This is a genomic window from Rhizobium sp. NLR10b (assembly GCF_019685435.1).
GTDB lineage: Bacteria > Pseudomonadota > Alphaproteobacteria > Rhizobiales > Rhizobiaceae > Rhizobium.
In genome coordinates this window covers 369,966-393,551 of the sequence record NZ_JABDWV010000006.1, presented here as the reverse complement: position 1 = coordinate 393,551, position 23,586 = coordinate 369,966, and the positions used below count along the sequence as shown (strand labels likewise).

The window sequence follows — 23,586 nt, the reverse complement described above, 5'->3', positions numbered from 1 at the left end:
AACACAAACCAGCAATCGCCAATCCGCTTGAGTTTCTTTAGAACGAAAGACTTCGTCGCCAGCAGCGCCGCCGCCCTCGTTCAGTGAGTGGGCTTATAGAACCTTCCCCTTTTCTAAGTCAACTGCCATTCCAAAAGTTTTTTGACATTTTTGTAACAGGCTGATTCGTAAAAGGTTTTTGGCTTGCCGTTCGAAATCGCGCAAATTTACTGCCGGATCTGGCAGTTCTGGGATTCGTTTTCGCCGAACCTCGATAAATCGCTTCGACGGCGAAGCCATGACTTATATGGGAAGCCGCCAGATGAAATTCCAGGGCGCTTGCCTCCCACGCACGGCAATCGCTAGTTTGCCGGGGAGAAAACGATCCGCCGGAGTGAAAAATGCTTGTCCTCAACGAAGAACAGACGCGCGCAGCCCTGCCTTGGCGTGAGCTGATCGAAGCGATCGCCGCCATGTTTGCGAGCGAATGCGTGATGCCGGTGCGTCATCACCACGAGATGGACGTGCCCGGGGAAGAGAGTGCAACGCTGCTTCTGATGCCGGCCTGGGTTCCCGGTCGTTATGCCGGGGTGAAGGTGGTTTCGGTCTTTCCCGGCAATGCGCGGCGAAGCCTGCCGGCAATCTCAGGAACCTATCTTCTTTCCTCGGGCGCAACCGGCGAGATGCTGGCCGTGATCGACGGCGCCGAACTGACGGCGCGGCGGACAGCGGCGGCATCGGCGCTCGCCGCCCGTTATCTCGCCCGCACGAATGCGGAGGAAATGCTCGTCTGCGGAACCGGGCGGCTGTCGCTCAACCTGATGCTCGCCCACGGCGTGACGCGGCCCATCCAGAGATACAGGATCTGGGGACGCAACGCGCAAGCGGCGGAGAAGATCGCGGCGGAAGCGCGGGCGCTGGGCCTCGATGCCGAGGCGGTGGCCGATAGGGAAGCGGCGGCGCGGACCGCCGACATCATTTCCTGCGCCACGCTTTCCAGCGCACCGCTCATATCGGGGGAATGGTTGAAGCCCGGCGCACATCTCGACCTCGTCGGCGCGTTCAAACCAAGCATGCGCGAAAGTGACGACGAAGCCATTCGCCGCGCTTCGGTCCATGTCGATACCCGCGCGGGCGCCACCAGCGAGGCCGGCGACATCGTTCAGCCGATGAAAAGCGGCCTGTTGGACATGAACGACATCCAATCGGAGCTTGCGGAACTCGTGAGCGGCGCCCATGGAGGGCGGAGCCATGACGAGGAAATCACGCTGTTCAAGTCGGTCGGCGCAGCACTCGAGGATCTCGCCGGCGCCATCCTTGCCTATCAGACGGTGGCGGGCCGCAAGTGACGATCAGTGCATCATTGCCGGAGCTTCCGGTTTCGCATGTCCTGCCCGCCGTCGCGGCGGCGCTGACCGAGCAGAGACGCGCCGTTCTTTCCGCTCCGCCAGGCGCCGGCAAGACGACGCTGGTGCCGCTCTACCTGCTCGATCAGGCCTGGCGCGGCGACGGCAAGATCATCCTGCTCGAACCGCGGCGGCTGGCGGCGCGAGCCGCAGCAAGCCGGATGGCGTCACTCATCGGCGAGCAGGTGGGCGAGACGATCGGCTACCGCATGCGCCTCGACAGCAGGATATCGGCGGCGACCCGGGTCGAGGTGGTGACCGAAGGGGTTTTCGCCCGAATGATCCTCGACGATCCAGAACTGACCAGCGTCTCGACCGTGCTTTTCGACGAATTCCATGAGCGGTCGCTCGATGCCGATTTCGGGCTGGCGCTGGCGCTCGACGTGCAATCAGCGCTCCGCGAGGATCTGCGCATCCTGGTGATGTCGGCGACGCTCGACGTGGAGCGTGTGGCCGCCTTGCTCGATCATCCGCCTGTCATCGAGAGCCTGGGGCGCAGCTTTCCGATCGATATCCGCTATCAAGACCGGCCTGGCGGCGAGCGCATCGAGGATGCCGTCACGCGGGCGATTATCGAGGCACATGCCGACGAGGACGGCTCTATCCTCGCCTTCCTGCCCGGCCAGGCGGAAATCACGCGCACCGTGGAGCGCCTGCAGGGGCGATTCGGCCCTGAAACCTTGATTGCGCCTCTCTATGGCAATCTCAGTCAGAAGGAGCAGGATGCAGCGATCCGGCCAGCGCCGAAGGGGACGCGTAAGATCGTCCTCGCCACCTCGATCGCCGAAACCTCGATCACCATCGACGGCGTCCGAATCGTGATCGACAGCGGATTGCAGCGTCTGCCGGTCTTCGAAGCCTCGACCGGGATTACACGGCTCGAGACGGTGCGGGTGTCGCGGGCCTCCGCCGATCAGCGGGCCGGCCGCGCGGGACGAACGGAGCCTGGCATCGCCATTCGGCTTTGGCACCAGGGGCAGACGGCGGCACTGCCGGCTTTCACGCCGCCGCAGATCCTCTCCAGCGATCTCGCCGGCCTGGTGCTCGATCTCGCCCATTGGGGCGTCCAGGATCCGGCATCTCTTGCCTTCGTCGATCAGCCGCCGGAAACGACGCTTAAGGAGGCACGGGCGCTGCTCGGCCAGTTGGGAGCGCTCGACAAGGATGGCGCGTTGACCGTCCGCGGCAAGATGATGCGCAATCTCGCTCTGCCGCCGCGGCTTGCCGCCATGGTCGTTTCATCAGGCGAGTCGGGCCATGCCCGGGAGGCGGCGATGATTGCCCTGCTCCTGACCGAACAGGGGCTTGGCGGACCGAGCGTCGACATTGAGGACCGGCTGCGGCGCTTCAAGGCCGAGCGCGGCGAAAGAGCCGACGCCTCACGGCGGCTGGCGGGGCGGCTGGCCGCGGGCCTCGATACCGTCACCACGGCCGCACCTGTATTGGCGGGTCAGCTGCTGCTGCATGCTTTCCCGGATCGGATCGCGCTTCAGCGCGGCGGGCGCGGGCGATTCGTCATGGCGAACGGGCGGGGAGCGGAACTGCCGGAAACCGAGAGGCTCGCCGGCAGCCAGATGCTCGTCATCGCCGATCTCACCGGGCGTGCGGCACAGGGGCGGATTCTGGCGGCGGCCGAAGTGACGCGTGCGGATATCGAGGCCGAACTGCCTGGCGAGATCAGAACCGATGACCAGACATTCTTCGACCGCCAAAGCCGGCAGGTGCGAGCGCGGCGGGCAACCCGGCTCGGCTCGATCGTCTTCGAAGAGACGCCGTTGCCGCGTCCCTCCGGGGCCGCCGTCACTCAGGCGCTGATGGAGGGCGTGCGCGAACTGGGGCTCGATCAGCTCGCCTTCTCGAAGGAAGCCCTGCAGCTTCGCGAACGGATCGGTTTCCTTTATCGGACGATCGGTGATCCCTGGCCCGATGTCAGCGACGATGCTCTGCTTTCCCGGCTGGAGGAATGGTTTGCTCCCTTCCAGGAAGACGCCCGAAGCCTCTCCGAGATTTCTGCGGCAGGGCTTTCGAACGGGCTGATGTCGCTGGTGCCGCACGAGCTGCAGCGCGATCTTAGCCGGCTTGCGCCGACGCATTTCGAGGCGCCGACCGGTCAAAGACATCCTATCCAATATGAGGGTGAGGAGCCGGTCTTGACGATCCGGGTGCAGGAGTTGTTCGGGCTCAAACAACATCCAGCGGTCGCCGGAGGCCGCCTGCCGCTGCTCCTGGAGCTGACGTCGCCGGCGCACCGGCCGATCCAGACGACGCGCGACCTGCCCGGCTTCTGGGCGGGCTCGTGGAAGGACGTACGCGCAGAGATGCGCGGGCGCTATCCCCGCCATCCCTGGCCGGAGCGGCCTGAAGAGGCGTTGCCGACGACACGGGCAAAACCACGTGGTACATGAGAGCCATCAAGGAGCCCCGGCATGATCGACAAGCCCGGCGTGATCGACAAGACGCAAAGCCATACGCTGGAAGACCGGCACAGCAGCCGCAGGCTGCGGCTGCAGACGCTGGTGCGGCTGCGCTGGCTTGCGGTCGGCGGCCAGGCGCTGACAGTGTTCATCGTCGCCTTCTGGCTGAAATTTCCCTTGCCGCTGATCGCCAGCTCTTCGCTGATCGCTGCGCTTGCCTGGGTGAATTTCTACCTGACGATCCGCTATCCGCCGACGCACCGGCTGGAGCCGCCCGCCGCCTTCGCGCTGCTCGGCTTCGACCTCCTGCAGCTCTGCGCGCTGCTCTTCATCACCGGGGGCCTCGCCAATCCCTTCGCCGCACTCGTCTGCGTGCCTGTTATCATCTCCTTTGCCTCACAGCCGATCCGCTACAGCACGGCGCTGATCGGCTTTGCGATGGCCTGCATTACCGTGCTTGCCTTTTCGCCTTTCCCGCTGCCCTGGTTCGACGGGGTCGAGATCAATGTCCATAACGTCATGCAGTTCGGCGTCTGGTGCTCGATCGCCTCGACGATGGCCTTTGCCGCCTTCTATGCCTATCGCGTCTCGATGGAAGCAAGCCAGCTTGCCGATGCGCTGGCCGCGACTGAACTGGTGCTGCAGCGGGAAAAGCATCTTTCGCAGCTTGACGGCCTGGCTGCGGCCGCCGCTCATGAACTCGGCACGCCGCTTGCCACGATCAGCGTCGTCGCCAAGGAAATGGAACGCGAGCTCAAGGACGATGATCGCTTCCGCGAGGATGTCATGCTGCTGCGGAGCCAGAGCGAACGCTGCCGTGATATTCTGCGGCGGCTGACGACGCTCTCCTCCGAAGGCGAGGCGCATATGCGCCGGCTACCGCTTTCCTCGATGATCGAAGAGGTCGTCGCGCCGCACCGGGAATTCGGCATCACGCTCGAGCTCATCGAAAAAAGCCCGCGCAAGAACGAGCCGGTCACCGACCGCAATGCCGGCATCATGTACGGGCTCGGAAACCTCATCGAAAATGCCGTCGATTATGCCAGGGAGAAGGTGACCATCACCGTCGAACACGATCACGACAAAGTGCTGATCGTCATCGAGGACGACGGCAATGGTTATTCGCCTGACATCCTAACGCGAATCGGCGAGCCCTATGTGACCAGGCGGCAGAAGGAAGATACGGCCGGCGGCCTCGGGCTCGGACTTTTCATCGCCAAGACGCTGCTGGAGCGCTCGGGCGCATCGCTGGTTTTCGAGAACCGCGAGCCGGAAAGAGCCGGCGCGCGCATCCGCATCGAATGGCCGCGAATGCTGATCGACGCAAATTCGACAAAATGAGTTTGTGGGCATAAGTAGAATGAGAACGGTTGACCAGGATCAGGCGCAACCGCCGGGACCCGAGACGATGACAGAACAGACTCACGGAAATTTCGCCGCATCGGACGAAAACCATATCGGGCCTGACGCCAGCTTGCTGATCGTCGACGATGACGGGCCGTTCCTGCGCCGTCTTGCACGGGCGATGGAGACGCGCGGCTTCGAGGTGGAGACGGCCGACTCAGTGGCGGAAGGTGTTGCGAAATCGAAAAGCAGGCCGCCGAAATATGCGGTGGTCGACCTTCGCCTCGGCGACGGCAACGGGCTTGACGTCATCGAAGCGATCCGCCAGCGGCGCGACGATACCCGGATCATCGTGCTGACCGGCTACGGCAATATCGCAACAGCGGTGACGGCCGTAAAACTTGGAGCCGTCGATTATCTGGCCAAGCCCGCGGATGCCGACGATGTCTTTTCGGCGCTGACGCAACGGCCGGGTGAAAAAGCGGAACTTCCCGAGAATCCGATGTCGGCCGATCGGGTGCGCTGGGAACACATCCAGCGGGTCTATGAAATGTGCGAGCGCAATGTCTCGGAAACGGCACGCCGGCTCAACATGCATCGGCGAACGCTGCAGCGCATCCTTGCCAAACGCGCGCCGAAATAGACGAAACCTTCGTCAGGCATCATCCACGGTGAACGGTTTTCCGTTCGCCCATTCGGCCATCATCAGCCTTTGCGCGGCGGCGCGCGAGAAACTGAGCGTGACGGACTTGCGCGTGGCTGGTGCCATGCGGTGTTCCGGCGCCTCGCGAATCATGTGGGCGCCATAGCCATCCGAGAGGAAGAGCCCGCATTCCTCCGGAAAGATGTCGAGCGGCACACCTTCATGTGTCGCAAAGAACAGGCGGTCGCAATGCAGTCTGTATTCCGGCCATTTGCGATCCACCCGGAAATCCTCGATCGATGTCTTGATTTCGATAATCCAGACTTCGCCCTTTTCCGAAAGCGTGATCAGATCGGCGCGGCGGCCGCTGGCGAGCGGCAGTTCGGGTAGCACGGCATGGCGCATTTCATGCAGCAATATCTGCGTCCCGCGCCGCACCATCATGGCCCTGTCCGATTGCCGGCCATCGATTAACGGATTGTTATTGTAAACGCTCAAAATCGTCATGGATAACCGTCGCAGAGCCGTGTGTGTTGTTGCAAAAAAACCATGCGCTTTTAATTTGCGCAGCAGACGAATTCGTCGCGCCACAGTAGCCTTGCAAAGCGCAAGTTAATCGAAAATAAACCATAATCAGCGATGGTCGAAAGACTGTTCTCCTCGCCCAAAAACTTCAAGAGTTATCTATGCGCATCCGCAATGCATTCCCTGTATTTGGCCTGCTGACGACGCTCGCACTGGCCGGCTGCTCCACTAATTCCGAAAGCGCATCCGTCGACGACAAGGGCACAGGCCCGACGGTACAGACAGCTCAAATCTTCAACGACGCCTATGGCGTGACGAAGGATGCCGGATACTCTCTGCCGGCGATCCCGATCGACAGGGTCAAGCCGCAGTTCCGCCGCCAGGTCGTCAGCTACCAGACCACGGAGCGTCCCGGCACCATCATCGTCAACACGCGCGAGCGTTTCCTCTATTACATCCTGCCGAACGGCAAGGCGATGCGCTACGGCATCGGCGTCGGCAAGCAGGGCTTCGCATGGGCCGGCACCGCCTATGTCGCCTGGAAGCAGGAATGGCCGACCTGGCACCCGCCGAAGGAAATGGCTGAACGCCGCCCCGACGTCGCCAAATACGTCGAGGAGGGCATGGGCCCCGGTCTCAGCAATCCTCTCGGCGCGCGCGCCATGTATCTCTTCAACGACGACGGCAAGGACACCCTGTTCCGCCTGCACGGCACGCCGGAATGGGCTTCGATCGGCACCGCCGCTTCCTCGGGCTGCATTCGCCTGATGAACCAGGACGTCATCGACCTCTACAGCCGCGTCCGCCCCGGCAAGGGGACCTCCAAGGTCATCGTCATCCAGTAAGGTAGATACCGAATTCGGTGTAAAAAAGGCCGCCGGACTGTCGTCCCGGCGGCCTTTTCGTATTCTCGGTCACGCCGATTGCTTCGCCTTGAGCTCGAGACGGCGGCGGTGAAGCACCGGTTCCGTATAGCCGTTCGGTTGCTCCCTGCCCTTCAGGACGAGATCGAGGGCGGCCTGGAAGGCAATCGAATCATCGAAATTGCCGGCCATTGGGCGGTAGGCCGGATCGGATTCGTTCTGTCGGTCGACGATGGCAGCCATGCGTTTCATCGTTTCGACGATTTGAGCTTCGGTGACGACTTGGTGATGCAGCCAATTTGCCATGTGCTGGGCCGAAATGCGCAAGGTCGCGCGATCCTCCATCAGGCCGATATTGTTGATGTCGGGCACTTTCGAGCAGCCGACGCCCTGATCGATCCAGCGCACGACATAGCCGAGGATACCCTGAGCATTGTTGTCGAGCTCTCGCTGGATTTCCTCCGGCGTCCAGTTCGGCCGCACCGCAACCGGCACGGAGAGAATGTCGGAAAGTCTGGCGCGAGCACGGTCCTTCAGCCCCTGCTGGACCTTGGCGACGTTGACGCGGTGATAGTGGGTGGCATGCAGGGTTGCAGCCGTCGGCGAAGGCACCCAGGCGGTATTGGCGCCGGCCTTGGGATGGGCGATCTTCTGTTCCAGCATCGCCGCCATCAGGTCCGGCATCGCCCACATGCCCTTGCCGATCTGCGCATGGCCGGAAAGGCCGCATTCCAGGCCGATATCAACGTTCCAGTTCTCATAGGCCGATATCCACGCTGCCTGGCGCATATCGCCCTTGCGAATCATCGGACCGGCTTCCATCGAGGTGTGGATCTCATCGCCGGTGCGGTCGAGGAAACCGGTATTGATGAAGACGACGCGCTCGCGGGCGGCACGAATGCACTCCTTGAGGTTGACCGTCGTGCGCCGCTCCTCGTCCATGATGCCCATCTTGATGGTGTTGCGCGCCATGCCGAGCGCGTCTTCAACCCGAGAGAAAATCTCGACGGCGAAGGCGACCTCTTCTGGCCCATGCATCTTCGGCTTCACCACATATATGGAGCCGGTGCGGGAATTCTTCTTCCGGCCGGCGGGACCGATATCGTAAAGCGCGATCAGAGCAGTGATGACGGCATCCATGATGCCCTCAGGCACTTCGTTGCCGTCCTTGTCGAGGATCGCGGGATTGGTCATGAGGTGGCCGACATTGCGCACCAGCATCAACGAACGGCGATGTACTTCGAACGAAGTGCCATCCGGGCCGGTATAGTCCAGATCCGGGTTGAGCTTGCGAACGAAGGTCGTTCCGCCCTTTGCCACCTCTTCCTGCAGATCGCCCTTCATCAGGCCGAGCCAGTTGCGATAGACGATGACCTTATCCTCGGCGTCGACGGCGGCAATCGAATCCTCGCAGTCCATGATCGTGGTGATCGCCGATTCCAGCCAGACATCGGAAATATGGGCCGGATCGGCCTTACCGATCGCCGTTGTCGGATCGATGACGATATCGATATGAATGCCGTTGTTCTTCAGGAGAACATGGCTCGGCGCCGCGGCATCGCCGCGATAGCCGGCAAAATGCCCGCCGTCTCCGAGCATTGTCTGCTCGCCGTCGACCGATCTGATAACGAGCGCTCCGTCCTTAACGGCGAAGCTGCCGACATCCTTCCAGCTGCTGTCCTGTAGCGGCGCCGCCGTATCGAGGAAATCTCGCACCCAGGCGATGACCTTTTCGCCGCGCTTCGGATTATAGCCCTTGCCCTTCTCGGCGCCGTCGCTCTCGGGAATGGCGTCGGTGCCATAGAGCGCATCATAGAGCGAGCCCCAGCGAGCGTTTGCGGCGTTCAGGGCGTAGCGGGCATTCATCACGGGAACGACGAGCTGCGGACCGGCGATGGAGGCGATCTCGGGATCGACGTTTCCGGTTGAGACCTGGAAGTCTGACCCTTCCGGCAGGAGGTAGCCGATGCTGCGGAGAAAGGACTGATATTCGTCCATATCCGACGGGGCGCCATGCTGGCGATACCAGTCATCAATCTTCGTCTGCAGCTCGTCGCGTTTGGCCAGCAGTGCGCGATTGCGTGCGGCGAGATCGTGGACGATTGCCGAAAAATCGGCAAAGAATCTGTCCACATCGATCGCCAGACCCGGCAGAACCTCCTGCATCAGGAAATCGTGAAGGACGGTTTCGATGGCAAGACCGTTCTTATCAATGCGGCTCATGCGATATTCTCCTTGGCAACGCCTGTGAATGCTGCCACTTTGCCCGCCTTTCATTCACAGTCAATTCTGCAATGGTTCGAAAGATTTATGCCGTTCGGGAAATTATGCGCGACGTCACGCGCATGGGAAGCCCGTTCTGCGGCTGAGTCGTCAGCTTCTGCACCGGCCAGGGATTGGTGGCTGCCGTCTGATCGAAACGGAAACGGTGCATCATGACCGCCAGTGCGATCACCGCCTCCTGCAGCGCGAAGGTCGCGCCGATGCAGACGCGCGGGCCGGCGCCGAACGGCAGAAACTGGAACCGGCCGATGCTGCCGCGGTTTTCCGGCAGGAAGCGCTCCGGCATATAGGCGCGCGGCTTTTCCCAATAAAGTTCGTGGCGATGCAGCGTCCAGGGCATGATGAGCACGGTGATGTCGGCCGGTATTTCGATCCTTTCGCCCTTGGCGTTTATCCAGAGATCATCAGCGATCGCGGCGCGGTTGATGGAAGGTGCGGGCGGATAGAGCCTGAGAGCCTCTTCGAAGGCCGCCCGTGTCACTGGCATCAGATCCAGCCATTCCACAGGTTCGGCTCCAGTCGCTAGGACGGCATCGATCTCCGTCTCCATCGCCTCGCGAATATGCGGGCTGTTGGCGACACAATAGAGCGTCCAGGCAAGCGCACGCGCGGTCGTCTCGTGACCGGCTCCGATGAAAGTCAGGATATTGTCCTCGATCTCCTCCTTGGTGAGGCCATCCGGACCGGCCTGTTCCAGGAGCAGCGTCAGAAAATCTTCCGGTGCGGCGGCGCGATCGGCCTTCATCTTCGCCAGACGCATATCCATGGTGTCGCGAACGATCGCCCTGAATTTCTCGAGCACCTTCTGGCCGCCAATGCGGGTGAGACGCGGCACCCAGGAGGGCGCGCGCAGCAGGTCCATCGGGTCGACGCGGCCCATGCGGTGGAGAAGCTGGTTGACGTCGTCGGCGAAATGGCCGCTCGACGAAATGATTTCGCCGGAAAAGAGCGTCTCGGCAAGAATCGCAAAGGTCAGATCAGTCATATCGGTGGCAATGTCGAAGTCCTGGCCATCCGCATCGACGTTCGCGTATTTGCGGACAAAATCTTCCGATTGCCGCAGCATCTGGCCGGCAAAACCTTTGGCGTGGCGCGGCGTGAAGACCGGCGCGACCGCCTTTCTCGATCGCTTCCAGACCTGGCCTTCCGCCGTCAACAACCCGTCACGCAGGATTGGCCGCAGCACCAGCTGGCGAATGTCGGACATGCGGTAATTGGCGGCATTGTCGACCAGTATGTGCTTGATCAAGCCGGGATCGTTGACGATCAGGGTGTGTTGCCCGAAGAAGCTCGTCTTGATCCAGGGCAGCGTGTAGGAGGGCTCGCCCCAGAGTTCGAGCGGGTTGCGCAGAATGATGCGGATGATATCAAGCCGGCTCGGCGGCACGGTGCGCGGCAGCGGTGCCGGCGGAACGAAGGGATCCGGACGCATGTCCATCGTCAAAGCCTTTCGGGGAAGAGCGACGCCTTCCCGGCAAGCTTGAAGCTAGAGCAGGCCCTTGAGTTCGTCCAGCTTGTCGTTGATCAGCCAGCCGTAATAATTCTCTTCGGGCCAAACGGTCGCGCCGGAAGAGCGGTTTTTCGCGGCCAGCGCCGCGGCACGCTGACGGGAATTGCCGACATTGTAAAGCGTCGCCGTCAGGCCGGGATTGCCGGAGATGTCCATGCCGGCAATCTCTTTGTAATCGTCGATCGATCTGCGGATCGAGGCGGCGACGAAAGCGAGCGAGATGTCGGGATCCATGATTGCCCTGTAGACGGCGCCGGCATTCTTCTCGTTCAGCTTCGGATAGCCGGAGACGCGGCTGACGAGATCGGAAAGCATCAGCGCCGTCAGGGGATTGACCTGGCCAAGGCCGAAGGTCTGGCCGGCGTAAAAGGGCTGAAAGAAGACCGCACTGAAGCGATTGTTGGGGAAGCTCTCGCCGCCGACGGTCTTGCCGCGGAAATCGCTTTCCCAGACATCTTCCCGGCAGGACCAGAGCGTGTAGGAATCACTCTTGCCCTTGCACCCGGCAAATTGGGGCCGAGCGACGAAATCGTCGACGCTCTCGCCGTCATAGGCGAAACGGAAACTTTCACCGGCGTAGGAGGCGGCCTTGACGTAATAGGCCTGCAGCCGGTCATAGGCGTCGACATTATAGGTATGTTCACCGACGATCGCGCCGATGACATGGATGGGATTGATGCCATAAGCGCTGGAGACCTTGCGGATCTTTGCCATCAGTTCGTGATCGGTCGCGAGAAGCTCATGGACCTTCTCATATTTCAGATCGAAGCTGCTCTTGGTGCCCTTGGTGCGGCGGACGGACGCTCCGGGAATATCGGGCTGCTCGGCATGGCGATTGCCCGCCGGCACCGTCTGCATGGCGAAAGCCGGCTTCGAATTCACCAGGGCAACGGCAATCAAAAGGCTTGTCAAAAGGCGTCGCACGATCCGCTATCCCGTCCGTTCATCGTCCTGTTCGCGATGCGGCTGACTGGACCAGAATCTTGGCCGAATAATGCCGTAGCGGAAAACAAAACGGGCCTTCACTAAAAAGGAAAAGGCCCGCTGTCGATAGTCGAGGTCAACAGAATGCGGCATTCACATCGGTAAAGCCATGCACCGGTGCGGCGATATCACAGAATGAAGCGGGACAGATCGGTATTCTGCGCGAGATCGCCGACATGTTCTCGCACATAGGCTGCATCGATCGTGATGGCTGCCCCGGCCCGATCGGGCGCATTGTAGGAAATATCGTCCAACACCCGCTCCATCACCGTCTGCAACCGGCGTGCGCCGATATTCTCGACCGAGGAGTTCAAGTGAACGGCGACATCGGCCAGCGCGTCGATCGCGTCCTCGGTGAAATCGAGGTTCAGATTTTCGGTTTCCATCAGCGCTCGATACTGGCGGATGAGGCTTGCTTCGGTCTCCGTCAGGATCCGGCGGAAGTCTTCCTTGTTCAGCGGACGCAGCTCGACGCGGATCGGCAGGCGGCCCTGCAGCTCCGGCAGAAGATCCGAGGGTTTGGAGACATGGAAGGCGCCGGAGGCGATGAAGAGGATATGGTCCGTCTTCACAGGGCCGTATTTGGTCGAAACCGTCGTGCCTTCGACGAGCGGCAGCAGGTCGCGCTGGACACCTTCGCGTGAAACGCCGGCGCCCATGCCGCCGTCGCGGGCGGCGATCTTGTCGATCTCGTCAAGGAAGACGATGCCGTCGTTCTCGGTGGAACGGACGGCCTCGCGCTGGATCACCTCGTTGTCGATCAGCTTGTCGGATTCATCGCGGATCAGATCGGTATAGGAGGCCTTGACCGTCGTGCGCACCTTCTTGGTGCGTCCGCCCATCGCCTTGCCGAACATTTCCGACAGGTTGAGCACGCCGATATTGCCGCCCGGCATGCCGGGTATTTCGAAGCCGCCCATGCCAGAACCGGCATCGGCCACCTCGATATCGATTTCCTTGTCATCGAGCTCGCCGTCCCTGAGCTTCTTGCGGAAACTTTCGCGGGTGGCGGGCGAAGCGGTGGTGCCGACCAGCGCATCGAGCACACGCTCCTCGGCGCTGACATGGGCCTTGGCCTGCACCTCGGCCCGCTTCTTCTCGCGCACTAGGCCGATGCCGACCTCGACCAGATCGCGGATGATCTGCTCGACATCACGGCCGACATAACCGACTTCGGTGAACTTGGTGGCTTCGACCTTGATGAAAGGGGCGCCGGCGAGTTTTGCCAGACGCCGGGAGATCTCCGTCTTACCGACACCGGTTGGGCCGATCATCAGGATGTTTTTCGGCATGACCTCGTCGCGCAGGCTCGGGTCGAGCTGCTGGCGACGCCAGCGGTTGCGCAGCGCGATCGCGACGGCGCGTTTGGCATCATGCTGGCCGATAATGTAGCGATCGAGCTCGGAAACGATCTCGCGGGGGGAAAAGGTCGTCATTGCGTATCATTCTCCTGGCGGTCCGGAGCCATCGGCCCGGCCGCAATTCGTTGTTTCGCCGCGGCAGGTCAGCCGCGGCGGCAGCCGAAAGGCCTGGTATTCAGCCTTCGACATCCAGCGATTCCACCACAATATTGTGGTTGGTGTAGACGCAGATGTCGGCGGCGATCTCGAGGGCGCGCCGGGCGACCTCTTCGGCCGACTTGTCGCTATCCATCAGTGCACGGGCGGCGGCGAAGGCAAAATTGCCACCAGAACCGATCGCCGTCGTGCCGTGTTCGGGCTCCAGAACATCGCCGTTGCCGGTGATTGCCAGCGTGATCGACTTGTCGGCGACGAGCATCATGGCTTCGAGATTACGCAGGTATTTGTCGGTACGCCAGTCCTTGGCGAGTTCGACGGCGGCGCGCATCAGCTGACCGGGATATTGTTCCAGCTTCTTTTCAAGCCTTTCGAGCAGGGTGAAGGCGTCAGCCGTGGCGCCGGCGAAACCGGCGATGACTTCGCCCTTGCCGATGCGCCGCACCTTGCGGGCATTGCCCTTCATGACGGTCTGGCCGAGGCTCACCTGGCCATCGCCCGCCATCACCACCTTGCCGCCTTTTCGAACTGTAATGATTGTTGTCATAAAACACCTGTCTGCCCATGAGGCGGGCCTTTACGCGAGACCGCATGCCGGTCCTTGTTGAACCCTATGTAAGCAGGCCTGAGCCGATTGCAAATGGGGGCTTTTCTCCTCCGCGGCTTCTGGATATTTGCCGATGCGCCTGATAAGGAACGGCCTTATTCCGATGGAGGGCCACATGGCCGAGACCGAAGCAAGCCGAACGGGCAGCGTTGCCCGCAAGACCAACGAGACGTCGATTTCCGTTTCCGTCAACCTGGACGGCACCGGCAAATCGAAGATTTCGACCGGCGTCGGCTTCTTCGACCATATGCTCGACCAACTTTCGCGGCATTCGCTCATCGACATGGACATCGAAGCCAAGGGCGACCTGCATATCGACGATCATCATACGGTCGAAGATACCGGCATTGCGATCGGCCAGGCGATCTCGAAAGCGCTCGGCGATCGGCGAGGCATCACACGCTATGCTTCGATCGATCTCGCCATGGACGAGACGATGACCAAGGCGGCGGTCGATCTTTCGGGTCGCCCGTTCCTCGTCTGGAATGTCGCCTTCAGCGCGCCGAAGATCGGCACCTTCGACACGGAACTCGTGCGCGAATTCTTCCAGGCGCTCGCCCAGAACGCCGGCATCACCTTGCATATTCTCAACCATTATGGCGCCAACAACCACCATATTGCCGAGACATGCTTCAAGGCGGTCGCCCGCGCATTGCGCACGGCGACAGAGATCGATCCGAGACAGGCGGGCCGTGTTCCCTCGACGAAGGGCACGCTCGTCTGAGCCCCTCAGGGAGCGGCGACAATGACCTCCAGCTATATTTTCCTGACACCGCCAGGCGGGGCGAGTGTAGCGACCGATGAGGTGCGCACGATTCGCGACGGTTTCACCTGGCTCGGCCTCCTGTTTCCATGGGCTTGGCTTCTGGTGCACCGGCTATGGCTGCATGCGGCTGCGGCTTTTCTCTTGCAGGGAATCGGCGGCGCACTGATGGACGAACCCGGTCTGGGGCCGGCGGGTGCGGCGATCATGCTGGGCGTGAATATACTGGTCGCTCTCGAAGGCCAGAACTGTCGCATCCGCAATCTTGCCGCCAAGGGCTGGAACGAGGACGCCCTCATTGCAGCCGATAAGCTCGATATTGCCGAGCAGGTCTATTTTGCGGACAAGACGGTGCCTGCGGGCAGTGACGATACGGTCGCACCGGATTGGCAGAACAAGTCCGGTGCAAACAGGCTGCGTGGCCAAGCGACATCTCTTGGTCTCTTTGGTTTTGATGGAGGACGCTGACGATGCGCGTCGCGATTATCGACTACGGTTCCGGCAACCTTCGTTCGGCGACCAAGGCTTTCGAGCGGGCCGCGCGCGAGGCGGGCATCGATGCCCATATCGATCTCACCGATAAGGCGGAGGACGTTGCTGCGGCCGATCGTATCGTGTTGCCGGGCGTCGGCGCATACGCCGATTGCCGGCGCGGCCTGGATGCCGTGCCCGGAATGAGCGAGGTGCTGATCGAGGCTGTCGAGAATAAGGCGCGGCCTTTCCTCGGCATCTGTGTCGGCATGCAGCTCATGTCGTCGCGTGGCCTCGAGAAAACCGTAACACACGGCTTCGGCTGGATCCCAGGCGACGTCATCGAGATGACGCCTGACGATCCCTCGTTGAAGATTCCGCAAATCGGCTGGAACACGCTCGACCTGAAGCGCGAACATCCGCTGTTCGACGGCATTCCCACCGGGACGCAGGGGTTGCACGCCTATTTCGTGCATTCCTACCATCTTGCCGCCAAAAACCCCGAGGATGTCATTGCGACCGTCGATTACGGCGGGCCGATGACCGCCCTCGTCGGGCGCGACAACATGGTGGGCGCCCAGTTTCACCCGGAAAAGAGCCAGAAGCTCGGCCTCGCCCTGATCGCCAATTTCCTGCGCTGGAATCCGTAATACCTGCGCCTTATTTCCTCTTTATGGAAAGGGAGGAACAGGAGTGCGCTCGATGCCGGCTTCGCAAAAATCAGGCAAGGTGTTCTATATGCTGCGGCCCTCCAGGGAGGGTCTGCCTCCCTTCTCGGACATCCGGCTTCCCGACGGGACGATCATTCGTCGTGTCGACGAAGCCCTCCATAAAAGAGCGCTTTCCAACGCGGCCAAGGCATTGAAAGAAAGGCTGGACCGATGATCCACGAATTCCTTGCCGGCAACGAGAATTCGCAGCTGCGCGCCAATGGGATCAACGCCGGGGATATCACCGAAGCCGTGCTGGAATTCTATATCGAAGGCGAAGACGATCTGATCGGCCTGCTTGCCTACGCCCTTTACGAGCGGCAGAAGCGCGATTTCGTCGTCAGCTATCGCAAGCGGAATGCCGGTCGTTCGCCCAATGAGGCCGAGCTTGCCGCAGTTTCCAGCAACTATCTCTCCACCGACCTGCGCAACACTCTGCGCGATCGCGCCTCGCAGATTCTTTCGAGCTATGCCGAGACCTATGTGGAGGCGATGGAGCCAGATATCCGGCTCGCCGCCGTCAACAGCGACGCCCTGCGGCGGGTGCGCGAGATCGAGAAATCGGTGAAGAAGCGCCTCGGTTTCTGGCGCCAGGTGCGTGCCGGCTTCATCGTCATCCTGCTGCTTCTGCTGCTTTTGAGCGCGGCCGCCATTGCCGCTGTCTTTTTCCGCTCGGATATCGTAGATGCGTGGAATGCGCTGATGGCGGCGATCACTCTACGGACGTAAGACGACATGATTCTTTTTCCCGCGATCGATCTGAAGGGCGGCCAATGCGTTCGCCTGAAGCTCGGCGACATGCAGCAGGCGACGGTTTACAACACCGATCCGGCCGCCCAGGCGAAATCCTTCGAAGACCAGGGCTTCGAATGGTTGCATGTGGTCGATCTCGATGGCGCCTTCGCGGGGCATTCGGCCAATGGCGACGCCGTCGAGACGATCCTGAAGGCGACGAAAAATCCGGTGCAGCTCGGTGGCGGCATCCGCACGCTCGACCACATCGAAGCCTGGCTGTCGCGGGGGTTGCGGCGGGTCATCCTCGGCACCGTCGCCGTCAGAAATCCTCAGCTGGTCATCGAGGCCTGCCGGAAGTTTCCCAACCGCGTCGCCGTCGGCATCGATGCCAAGGGCGGCAAGGTGGCGGTCGAGGGTTGGGCTGAAGCTTCCGAACTCGGCATTATCGAGCTTGCCAGGAAATTCGAGGGCGCCGGCGTTGCCGCGATCATCTACACTGATATCGACCGCGACGGCATCCTGACCGGCATCAACTGGAGCTCGACGCTGGAACTCGCCGATGCCGTCTCCATTCCCGTCATCGCTTCGGGCGGCCTGGCCTCCATGGACGATATCAAGCGCATGCTGCAGCCCGACGCGCAGAAGCTGGAAGGAGCGATTTCCGGCCGGGCGCTTTACGACGGTCGCATCGACCCCAAGGAAGCGCTGGCGCTGATCAAGGCCAACAGGGCCAAGGAGACTGCGTAAATGACCCTCAAGGCTCGTGTCATTCCCTGCCTCGACGTCAAGGACGGCCGCGTCGTCAAGGGCGTCAATTTTCTCAATCTCGTTGATGCCGGCGATCCGGTCGAAGCGGCGAAGGCCTATGACGCGGCCGGCGCCGACGAGCTCTGTTTCCTCGACATCACCGCGTCCTCGGACAATCGCGAAACGATTTTCGATGTCGTGTCGCGCACGGCCGATCAATGTTTCATGCCGCTGACGGTCGGAGGCGGGGTCAGAACCATCGCCGACATCCGCAAGCTCTTGCTGTGCGGCGCCGACAAGGTGTCGATCAACTCGGCAGCTGTCAGCAATCCTGATTTCGTCGCCGAGGCGGCCGACAAGTTCGGTGACCAGTGCATCGTCGTCTCGATCGACGCCAAGCGCAGGCGCACGCAAGCGGTCGGCGGCGACAATCTCAGCGCCTGGGAAATCTATACGCATGGAGGCCGCAACGCGACCGGCATCGATGCCGTCGAATTCGCGCAGAAGATGGTGGCGCGCGGGGCCGGCGAACTGCTGGTCACCTCCATGGACCGCGACGGCACCAAGGTCGGCTACGACCTGGAGCTGACGCGGACGATCGCCGATGCGGTGCGTGTGCCGGTCATTGCGTCCGGCGGTGTCGGCGACCTCGACGATCTCGTCGCCGGGGTGAAGGAAGGCCATGCCAATGCCGTGCTGGCCGCATCGATCTTCCACTTCGGCACCTATACTGTCGGCGAGGCAAAACACTATATGTCGAAGTGCGGCATCGACATGCGTCTCGACTGAACCCTGAGAGCAGACAATGAGCGGATTTTCCCTTTCCGACCTCGAACGCATCGTCGAAGAGCGATCGAAAGCCTCACCGGAGCAGTCCTGGACAGCCAAACTCGTGGCCGCCGGCCAGCCGAAGGCGGCGAAGAAGCTCGGCGAGGAGGCCATCGAAGCGGTGATGGCGGCGGTGACAGGCGATCGCGACAATCTGACCTATGAGGCGGCCGACCTGCTCTATCACCTATTGGTCGTATTGAAGATTGCTGAAATACCGCTAGAGAATGTCATGGCCGAACTCGAGCGCAGAACCGCGCAGTCCGGTCTCAAGGAAAAGGCCAGCCGGCAGAGTTCATGAGTATCGCGACTGAGATTATCGGGGTGCCGGAGATATTGGATCACTTCCAGTCTGAATCCTATTCGCCCTACCATTTCTTCTCTTCCGGGCAATGGGCGAAATTCCGCGCCGACACGCCGCTGACGCTGACCGGCGACGAGGTCAAGCGGCTGCGTTCAATGGGCGACCCGATCGATCTCGACGAGGTCCGGCGCATCTACCTCTCGCTGTCGCGCCTGCTTTCGTCGCATGTCGAATCCTCGCAGATGCTGTTCGACCAGCGCAACCGCTTCCTCAGCATGTCGGATGTCACGAAAACGCCTTTCGTCATCGGCATCGCCGGCTCGGTCGCTGTGGGAAAATCGACCACAGCCCGTATCCTGAAGGAGCTCCTGGGGCGCTGGCCTTCCAGCCCGAAGGTCGATCTCATCACGACAGACGGCTTCCTCCACCCGAACGCGGTGCTGCAGCGGGAAAAGCTGATGCAGCGCAAGGGTTTCCCGGAAAGCTATGATACGGGCGCGATCCTGCGCTTCCTCTCGGCGATCAAGGCCGGGCGGCCCGATGTGAAGGCGCCGTGTTATTCGCATCTCGTCTATGACGTGCTGCCGGACGAATACAAGATCGTCGACCGTCCCGACATTCTGATCTTCGAAGGCATCAACGTGCTGCAATCGCGCGACCTGCCGGCCGACGGCAAGATCGTGCCGATGGTATCCGACTTCTTCGACTTCTCGATCTACATCGATGCCGCGGAAGACCAGATCCACAACTGGTATGTGACGCGCTTCATGCGGCTGCGTGAAACCGCCTTCCGCGATCCCAACTCCTATTTCCATCGCTACGCCTCGATCACCGATGCGGAAGCGCTTGAAATCGCCGAAGATCTCTGGAGGAACATCAACTTGAAGAACCTGCGCCAGAACATCCTGCCGACGCGGCCGCGCGCCGATCTCATCCTGAAAAAGGGCAAGGATCATCTGATCGAACAGGTCGCACTCAGAAAACTATAGCAGGCGATCAATTTTCACGAACGAACGCGGCGCAGCGTCAGATTGATGCGGCCGCCGTTCTTCAACAGCGTCGATGTCGCGGGGTAGATTCGGTCGACGCCATGATAACAAAGCCTCCCCTCACCGCCCAGCACGACCAGATCGCCGCTCGCAAGCTTGAAGGACAGCGTGCGATCATTGCGGTTGAGGCCGCCGACCCGGAAGAGGCAGCTGTTGCCGAGCGAGATCGAGACGACCGGCGCCTGCAAATCCCTCTCGTCCTTATCCTGATGCAGGCCCATGCGGGCGTCGTCGGAATAGAAATTGACGAGGCAAGCCTCCGGCGGCTTCTCATAACCCGAAACGTCATTCCAGATATCGAGCAATTGCTGCGGCATATAAGGCCAGGGCCCGCCGGTTGCCGGATGCGTCGGCTGATAACGATAGCCCCGCTCCTTGTCCGTCACCCAGCCGAGCGGCCCGCAATTGGTCATCCTGACCGACATCGGTTTGCCGGTGCCGGGCATGACGGGCACATAGAGCGGCGCCTCGGTGACCACGGCACGGATCACCTCGACCAATTCCTCCTGGCGCGCCCGGTCAAGATAGCCGGGCAGATACCGGATGCCGTTCAGGAGCTCGGGCATGTCATTCACCGCCGCCGGGCCGGCCGCGCATTTTTTTGACTTCCGAGCGGCCGGATTTTTCCTTCAGGCGGCGTTCGACCGAACCTTTGGTCGGCTTGGTCTTCTTGCGCGGCGGCGGCGGCGGCTTGGCTGCCTCCAGAATCAGTTCCTTCAGCCGCTCGCGGGCATCCTCGCGGTTGCGGTCCTGGCTGCGAAAGCGGCTCGCCTCGATCATCAGCACGCCCTCCTTCGACATGCGCCGACCGGAGAGCTTGATCGCGTTGGCCTTGACGCGATCATTGAGGGAAGGCGAATTGGCGATGTTGAAGAACAGCTGGACCGCGGTCGAAACCTTGTTGACGTTCTGCCCACCGGGGCCGCCCGCCAGAACGAATTGTTCCGTCAGTTCCCATCCCGCGATGGTGATCCTGTCATCGATGTAGAGCGCGTCACTGGCCATGCGGCGTTCTATCTCATATCGGCCGCCAATTGAAAATTGGCCCTCAACGAGAAAACCCGGCAATCCTGCAATACCGGGTTTCACGTGAATCAGAGATTTTGTCTAGCGCAATTCCGCGCGCAAAACCGCTGCACACTTTTGCTGGAATTGCATGCGCTTCTTATTCGGCGGCCACCTTTACGCCCGGGGCCGCATCGCGAACGCCGCCGTCGACGTGACCTTCGAACTTGGCGAAGTTGGCAATGAACATCGAGACCAGCTTTTCGGCCTGCGCGTCGTAGGCTGCCTTATCGGCCCAGGTCGAGCGCGGATCGAGAATGCCACCGTCGACGCCATCGACGGAAACCGGCACGGCAAAGCCGAAGTTCGTGTCTGTGCGGAATTCGAGCTGGCCGAGTTTGCCGCTGAGGGCGGCAGCGAGAAGGGCACGCGTCGCCTTGATCGGCATGCGCTTTCCGGTGCCGTAGGCGCCGCCGGTCCAGCCGGTGTTGACGAGCCAGCACTCGACGCCGTGGCGGCTGATCAGCTCCTTGAGCAGGTTGCCGTATTCGGCCGGATGACGCGGCATGAAGGGCGCGCCGAAGCAGGTGGAGAAGGTCGCTTCCGGCTCGACGACACCCTTTTCGGTGCCGGCCACCTTGGCGGTGTACCCGGAGAGGAAGTGATACATCGCCTGATCGGGCGTCAGGCGCGCGATCGGCGGCATGACGCCGAAGGCATCGGCCGTCAGCATGATGATCGTCTTCGGATGCCCGGCCCGGCCGGTTTCCGAGGCATTCGGGATGAAATGCATCGGGTAGGCGCAACGGGTATTTTCAGTCAGCGAACCGTCATCGAAATCGGGTTCACGCCGTTCGTTGAGGACAACGTTTTCGAGCACGGTGCCGAAGCGCTGCGTCGTTGCGTAGATTTCCGGTTCGGCCTCAGCCGAAAGGCGGATGGTCTTGGCGTAGCAGCCGCCTTCGAAGTTGAAGATGCCGTTTTCGCTCCAGCCGTGTTCGTCGTCACCGATCAGCGTGCGGGCCGGATCGGCCGAAAGCGTCGTCTTGCCGGTGCCGGAAAGACCGAAGAAGACAGCCGCGTCACCGTCCGGACCGACATTTGCCGAGCAGTGCATCGGCATGGCACCCTTGGCCGGCAGCAGGTAGTTGAGCACGGTGAAGACCGACTTCTTCATTTCGCCGGCATAGGAGGTGCCGCCGATGAGAACGAGACCGTTGGTGAGATCGCAGGCGATCACCGTTTCCGAACGGCAGCCGTGGCGGGCCGGATCGGCCTTGAAGCTCGGCAGATCGATGATCGTCAGCTTCGGCACGAAGGTCGGCAGCGCCGCCTCCTCGGGGCGGATCAGCAGATTGCGGATGAACAGCGAATGCCAGGCGAATTCGGTGATGACGCGGGTCGGCAGGGCGTGGCCTTCCTCGGCGCCGCCGACGAGATCCTGAGCGAACAGATCCTTGCCCGCTGCATGCGCCAGCATATCGTCGCGCAGCAGGGCAAAATGCTCCGGCGAGAGGGGCTTGTTGTTGTCCCACCAGATTTGACCATCGGTATTGGTGTCGCGAACGACGAATTTGTCGCGCGGCGAACGGCCCGTATGCTGACCGGTGAGGGCCCGAAGCGCGCCCTGAGCAGTCAGTTCGGCTTCACCCCGGCGGATCGCTTCTTCATAGAGCGCTGCGGCGGAAAAGTTATAGCGGACGCTGGCTGCGCCGCCCAATCCAACCGTTGCAAGCTCCGTTGCCGGGTTATGAACTCCGAACTTTTCCATGGCTAGTTCCCTTTGCTCAGGCTCGTTGCCGTTAAAACCAAGCGGGAAAATACGGGGAGAAATTTTAAAAGACAAGAGACAAAAATTGAGAAAATATAGTAATATCAAATAATTAATCGATTTAAATTTGTTTCATTCTTTTTAAATCGTTTGAAGAGCCGCGTTGAAACATTTCCACCTACAACTTTGAGATGCCGGGGAATTTTACAACAATCTTCCCCTTTATCTTTGCCACAATTTGTTCCACCTTTATCCTCCATAAGCGCATCCGGTCATTGAGACCGCCTGGGGACGACCAAAATCCGGGAGATTGCGCACTGATGACGGAGACCAATGCTATGGCGACAATCGCGCTCGTTGACGACGACCGCAACATCCTCACCTCGGTGTCGATCGCACTGGAGGCCGAAGGATATAAGGTCGAGACTTATACGGACGGTGCCTCCGCGCTCGACGGCCTTCTGGCGCGACCGCCACAGCTGGCGATCTTCGATATCAAGATGCCGCGCATGGACGGCATGGAACTGTTGCGCCGCCTGCGGCAGAAATCGGATATTCCGGTCATTTTCCTCACTTCCAAGGATGAGGAGATCGACGAACTGTTCGGCCTGAAGATGGGGGCGGACGATTTCATCACCAAGCCTTTCTCGCAGCGCCTGCTGGTGGAACGCGTCCGCGCCGTCCTGCGTCGGGCCTCGAGCCGCGAAGCCGCAGCCGCCGGCGGCACGAGCCCCAGCGGTGCGCCGAAGGCCGGCGCGGTGCAGCAGGCCCGCTCGCTGGAGCGCGGGCAGCTCGTCATGGACCAGGAGCGCCATACCTGCACCTGGAAGGGTGAGGCCGTGACGCTGACGGTGACCGAGTTCCTGATTCTGCATTCGCTGGCGCAGCGCCCCGGCGTCGTGAAAAGCCGCGACGCGCTGATGGATGCAGCCTATGATGAACAGGTCTATGTCGACGACCGGACCATCGACAGCCACATCAAGCGGCTGCGCAAGAAATTCAAGATGGTCGATACCGACTTTGATATGATTGAAACACTCTACGGAGTGGGATACCGCTTCCGCGAAGCAGCCTGAGCCCGAGCGGCACAGCTGGAAATGTTGAAGGTTGCCGGCCGGTTTATCCGGC

Annotated in this window: 24 protein-coding genes; 15 read left to right on the top strand and 9 right to left on the bottom strand. The window is 61.2% G+C overall.

Going from position 1 to position 23,586, the window contains the following annotated elements; translation table 11 throughout:
* Positions 1-380: 380 nt before the first annotated feature.
* From HJB91_RS12675 to HJB91_RS12660, 4 genes are all read left to right on the top strand, one after another.
* Positions 381-1,328: an ornithine cyclodeaminase family protein gene (locus tag HJB91_RS12675; RefSeq protein WP_221154875.1), complete on the top strand. Its 948-nt coding sequence runs from the start codon at positions 381-383 to the stop codon at positions 1,326-1,328.
* Positions 1,325-3,790 carry an ATP-dependent helicase HrpB gene (hrpB, locus tag HJB91_RS12670; protein ID WP_221154873.1) on the top strand — a complete coding sequence of 822 codons (2,466 nt, stop codon included), beginning with the start codon at positions 1,325-1,327 and terminating at the stop codon, positions 3,788-3,790. The genes HJB91_RS12675 and hrpB overlap by 4 nt, the downstream gene beginning before the upstream one ends.
* 21 nt (positions 3,791-3,811) lie before the next feature.
* Complete coding sequence (locus tag HJB91_RS12665) at positions 3,812-5,140, top strand: ActS/PrrB/RegB family redox-sensitive histidine kinase (protein ID WP_210632838.1); 1,329 nt, start codon at positions 3,812-3,814, stop codon at positions 5,138-5,140.
* A gap of 67 nt (positions 5,141-5,207) precedes the next feature.
* The gene (locus tag HJB91_RS12660; RefSeq protein ID WP_210632837.1) at positions 5,208-5,786 is read left to right on the top strand and encodes an ActR/PrrA/RegA family redox response regulator transcription factor; all 579 of its coding nucleotides are present in this window, start codon (positions 5,208-5,210) and stop codon (positions 5,784-5,786) included.
* Between the two features lie 12 nt (positions 5,787-5,798).
* On the opposite strand, the gene HJB91_RS12655 is transcribed toward HJB91_RS12660, so the two are convergent.
* On the bottom strand, positions 5,799-6,293 hold the full coding sequence (locus HJB91_RS12655) for an MmcB family DNA repair protein (RefSeq protein WP_221154868.1): 495 nt from the start codon (positions 6,291-6,293) through the stop codon (positions 5,799-5,801).
* Between the two features lie 179 nt (positions 6,294-6,472).
* Between HJB91_RS12655 and HJB91_RS12650 the strand changes: the two genes are divergently transcribed.
* Entirely contained in the window at positions 6,473-7,156 is a 684-nt protein-coding gene (locus HJB91_RS12650) for a L,D-transpeptidase (protein ID WP_221154867.1), read from the top strand.
* A 69-nt stretch (positions 7,157-7,225) separates the two neighbouring features.
* Here HJB91_RS12650 and HJB91_RS12645 read toward each other — a convergent pair whose 3' ends face one another.
* From HJB91_RS12645 to hslV, 5 genes are all read right to left on the bottom strand, one after another.
* Entirely contained in the window at positions 7,226-9,397 is a 2,172-nt protein-coding gene (locus HJB91_RS12645) for a malate synthase G (RefSeq protein ID WP_221154866.1), read from the bottom strand.
* An 85-nt stretch (positions 9,398-9,482) separates the two neighbouring features.
* Positions 9,483-10,895, bottom strand: a complete 1,413-nt coding sequence (locus HJB91_RS12640; protein WP_210632835.1) for a cytochrome P450 — start codon at positions 10,893-10,895, stop codon at positions 9,483-9,485.
* Positions 10,896-10,943: 48 nt separating this feature from the next.
* A complete protein-coding gene (locus tag HJB91_RS12635) occupies positions 10,944-11,891 on the bottom strand; it encodes a DUF1402 family protein (protein WP_210632834.1) in 948 nt (315 codons plus the stop codon).
* Positions 11,892-12,079: 188 nt separating this feature from the next.
* Positions 12,080-13,387, bottom strand: coding sequence for an ATP-dependent protease ATPase subunit HslU (gene hslU / locus HJB91_RS12630; RefSeq protein WP_210632833.1), 1,308 nt, complete (start codon positions 13,385-13,387; stop codon positions 12,080-12,082).
* 100 nt (positions 13,388-13,487) lie between these two features.
* On the bottom strand, positions 13,488-14,015 hold the full coding sequence (gene hslV, locus HJB91_RS12625; protein WP_210632832.1) for an ATP-dependent protease subunit HslV: 528 nt from the start codon (positions 14,013-14,015) through the stop codon (positions 13,488-13,490).
* A 175-nt stretch (positions 14,016-14,190) separates the two neighbouring features.
* Between hslV and hisB the strand changes: the two genes are divergently transcribed.
* The 9 genes from hisB to coaA are packed head-to-tail and all read left to right on the top strand — an operon-like array spanning position 14,191 to position 19,622.
* Positions 14,191-14,799 (top strand): imidazoleglycerol-phosphate dehydratase HisB, encoded by a 609-nt coding sequence (hisB, locus tag HJB91_RS12620; RefSeq protein WP_210632831.1) that lies wholly within the window; start codon positions 14,191-14,193, stop codon positions 14,797-14,799.
* A gap of 21 nt (positions 14,800-14,820) precedes the next feature.
* Positions 14,821-15,306 carry a DUF2628 domain-containing protein gene (locus HJB91_RS12615; protein WP_221122878.1) on the top strand — a complete coding sequence of 162 codons (486 nt, stop codon included), beginning with the start codon at positions 14,821-14,823 and terminating at the stop codon, positions 15,304-15,306.
* Positions 15,307-15,308: 2 nt separating this feature from the next.
* Positions 15,309-15,959: an imidazole glycerol phosphate synthase subunit HisH gene (gene hisH / locus HJB91_RS12610; protein ID WP_210632829.1), complete on the top strand. Its 651-nt coding sequence runs from the start codon at positions 15,309-15,311 to the stop codon at positions 15,957-15,959.
* Positions 15,960-16,011: 52 nt separating this feature from the next.
* Complete coding sequence (locus HJB91_RS12605; RefSeq protein WP_210632828.1) at positions 16,012-16,194, top strand: hypothetical protein; 183 nt, start codon at positions 16,012-16,014, stop codon at positions 16,192-16,194.
* Complete coding sequence (locus HJB91_RS12600; protein ID WP_210632827.1) at positions 16,191-16,748, top strand: hypothetical protein; 558 nt, start codon at positions 16,191-16,193, stop codon at positions 16,746-16,748. Before HJB91_RS12605 ends, HJB91_RS12600 begins: the two co-directional genes overlap by 4 nt.
* 6 nt (positions 16,749-16,754) lie before the next feature.
* Complete coding sequence (gene hisA / locus HJB91_RS12595) at positions 16,755-17,501, top strand: 1-(5-phosphoribosyl)-5-[(5-phosphoribosylamino)methylideneamino]imidazole-4-carboxamide isomerase (protein ID WP_210632826.1); 747 nt, start codon at positions 16,755-16,757, stop codon at positions 17,499-17,501.
* Entirely contained in the window at positions 17,502-18,290 is a 789-nt protein-coding gene (hisF, locus tag HJB91_RS12590; protein ID WP_184454375.1) for an imidazole glycerol phosphate synthase subunit HisF, read from the top strand.
* A 16-nt stretch (positions 18,291-18,306) separates the two neighbouring features.
* Positions 18,307-18,630 (top strand): phosphoribosyl-ATP diphosphatase, encoded by a 324-nt coding sequence (locus HJB91_RS12585; RefSeq protein WP_085776452.1) that lies wholly within the window; start codon positions 18,307-18,309, stop codon positions 18,628-18,630.
* Entirely contained in the window at positions 18,627-19,622 is a 996-nt protein-coding gene (gene coaA, locus HJB91_RS12580; protein WP_210632825.1) for a type I pantothenate kinase, read from the top strand. The genes HJB91_RS12585 and coaA overlap by 4 nt, the downstream gene beginning before the upstream one ends.
* 14 nt (positions 19,623-19,636) lie before the next feature.
* On the opposite strand, the gene HJB91_RS12575 is transcribed toward coaA, so the two are convergent.
* The 3 genes from HJB91_RS12575 to HJB91_RS12565 form a co-directional block, all read right to left on the bottom strand.
* Positions 19,637-20,248 (bottom strand): alpha-ketoglutarate-dependent dioxygenase AlkB, encoded by a 612-nt coding sequence (locus tag HJB91_RS12575; protein ID WP_210632824.1) that lies wholly within the window; start codon positions 20,246-20,248, stop codon positions 19,637-19,639.
* Position 20,249: 1 nt separating this feature from the next.
* Positions 20,250-20,687 (bottom strand): alternative ribosome rescue aminoacyl-tRNA hydrolase ArfB, encoded by a 438-nt coding sequence (arfB, locus tag HJB91_RS12570; protein ID WP_210632823.1) that lies wholly within the window; start codon positions 20,685-20,687, stop codon positions 20,250-20,252.
* Between the two features lie 160 nt (positions 20,688-20,847).
* Positions 20,848-22,458 (bottom strand): phosphoenolpyruvate carboxykinase, encoded by a 1,611-nt coding sequence (locus HJB91_RS12565; protein ID WP_210632822.1) that lies wholly within the window; start codon positions 22,456-22,458, stop codon positions 20,848-20,850.
* Positions 22,459-22,796: 338 nt separating this feature from the next.
* Here HJB91_RS12565 and HJB91_RS12560 point away from each other — a divergent pair, with 338 nt between their 5' ends.
* Entirely contained in the window at positions 22,797-23,534 is a 738-nt protein-coding gene (locus HJB91_RS12560) for a response regulator transcription factor (RefSeq protein ID WP_210633055.1), read from the top strand.
* Positions 23,535-23,586 lie beyond the last annotated feature (52 nt).